General features: G+C 73.5%; 3 protein-coding genes. 2 read left to right on the plus strand and 1 reads right to left on the minus strand.

Annotated features, from left to right (window positions below):
• Positions 1 to 32 precede the first annotated feature (32 nt).
• Positions 33 to 236 carry a cold-shock protein gene (locus tag AB0I76_RS29040; RefSeq protein WP_120724359.1) on the minus strand — a complete coding sequence of 68 codons (204 nt, stop codon included), beginning with the start codon at positions 234 to 236 and terminating at the stop codon, positions 33 to 35.
• 186 nt (positions 237 to 422) lie between these two features.
• Here AB0I76_RS29040 and AB0I76_RS29045 point away from each other — a divergent pair, with 186 nt between their 5' ends.
• Together AB0I76_RS29045 and AB0I76_RS29050 are read left to right on the plus strand one after the other, a co-directional pair.
• Positions 423 to 1,127, plus strand: coding sequence for a 50S ribosomal protein L11 methyltransferase (locus AB0I76_RS29045; RefSeq protein ID WP_357042078.1), 705 nt, complete (start codon positions 423 to 425; stop codon positions 1,125 to 1,127).
• A 71-nt stretch (positions 1,128 to 1,198) separates the two neighbouring features.
• A complete protein-coding gene (locus AB0I76_RS29050; RefSeq protein ID WP_357042081.1) occupies positions 1,199 to 1,813 on the plus strand; it encodes a VTT domain-containing protein in 615 nt (204 codons plus the stop codon).
• Positions 1,814 to 1,852: the final 39 nt, after the last annotated feature.

The raw sequence follows: 1,852 nt of genomic DNA on the forward strand, positions 1-1,852 counted from the left end.
GGCCGGACACCGGCCGCCGCCACCGGCACGGGTCACGCGGCGCGTACGTTGTCCGCCTGCGGACCCTTCTGACCCTGGGTCACCTCGAACTCGACCTTCTGCCCCTCGTTGAGCTCCCGGTAGCCGCTCATCGAGATGGCCGAGTAGTGGACGAAGACGTCCGGACCTCCGCCGTCCTGCTCGATGAAGCCGAAGCCCTTTTCCGCGTTGAACCACTTGACCGTGCCGGTTGCCATGCTCTCTCCCTGTTCAAAACGGGTGACCTCGGCCCCGCGGCCGATGATCGCCCTGATACCACCCCGACAGTAACCGTCCAAACCCCGATCTGCCGGCCGAAGTGCCGTAGGCGGTGGACGGAACTCTCGGGGTGGCGCGGCGGGAATGTGCCGTGACGGCCGGCTGACTGGGGCATGCTTGCCCCGGTGAGGGGTGCCGCGGCCGCGCTGGCCGACCTGGAGCGGGAGATCGGCATGCCCGGCGCCGGTCTGGACCGGCTCCACCTGGTGCCGACTCCGTTCGTCCCCGAGGTCCGGCTGCACCTCGCCGAGGACGCGATCCTGTGGTGGGCCCGGATGGAGGCGCACGCCGGAAGACGCCTGCCTCCGCCGTTCTGGGCCTCCGTCTGGGCGGGCGGCCAGGCTCTCGCCCGGCATCTGCTCGACCACCCGGAGCTGGTGGCCGGCCGTCGCGTGCTCGACCTGGCCGCCGGGTCGGGTCTGGTCGCGATCGCCGCCGCGCTGGCCGGCGCCGAGCAGGTCGTCGCCAACGACATCGACCCGTACGCGGTCGCCGCCGTCACCGTCAACGCCCGGGCCAACGACGTCCGGGTCACCGCACGCGGCGGCGACCTGCTCGACTCCGAGCCGGTCGGGCTCGACCTGGTGGTCGCGGGGGACGTGCTCTACAGCCGGGTGATGGCCGAACGCATGCTGCCCTTCCTGCGCCGGGTCGCCGCCGGTGGAGCCGACGTGCTGGTCGGCGATCCCGGGCGGGGACACCTGCCGTCGGACGGGCTGGCGGTGGTGGCCGACTACCCGGTCCCCACCACCGAGCCGGCCGTCGACACGCCGCTGCGCCGGGTGCAGGTCCTGCGGCCCGAGCCGGTGCTTCTCAGGGACCACCCCTAGTCCGCGACCAGGGGACGGTGGGGGATGCGACCGGATGTGGGTGGGGCCCGGCCGGCCATAGCGTACGAGTCATGGTGGACGCGCTGGCACAGGTCGGAGAACTTCCCCTCGTACTGCTGATGGCGGTGCTCGGGGTGGTCATGCTCTTCGACGCCGTGCCGCTGCTCGGCGTGCTGGTTCCCGGCGACGTGGCGATCCTGGCCGCGGTGGGTGTGGGTGGTGCGGCCACCGGCGCGGCCACCTTCACCGCAGTCGTCGCCGGCTGCCTGGCCGGCTGGTCGCTGAGCTTCCTGGTCGGCCGCCGCTGGGGTGAGCGTCTGCGGCACAGCCGGGTCGGTGAGTGGATCGGCGAGGCGCGGTGGACGGCGGCGGAGGGGATCCTGCAGCGCGGTGGCGGCCGGATGGTGCTGGTGGCGCCGTTCCTGCCGGTGTTCAACGCGCTGTTGCCGCTGGCCGCGGGCGGGCTGCGGATGTCGTACCGGCGGTTCCTCGCCTGCGCGACGGGGGGCGCGGCGGCCTGGGCCGGTCTCTACCTGGTGCTGGGCACCGCGTCGCGGTCCCTCGCCGGACTGCTGCCCGGCGAGGTCAGCCCGATGCTGTTCACCATGGCGGTCGGCCTGCTGCTCGCCGGCGTCGTGCTGATGGGGACGCGGCGCCGGTTGCGCGCGGTGACCGAGGTCGGCTGACCGCCGGGGGGACGGAGGACGGCGCCGGGCGGGTCGACC

The sequence above is a fragment of the Micromonospora sp. NPDC049799 genome, from assembly GCF_040656655.1.
Classification (GTDB): domain Bacteria; phylum Actinomycetota; class Actinomycetes; order Mycobacteriales; family Micromonosporaceae; genus Micromonospora.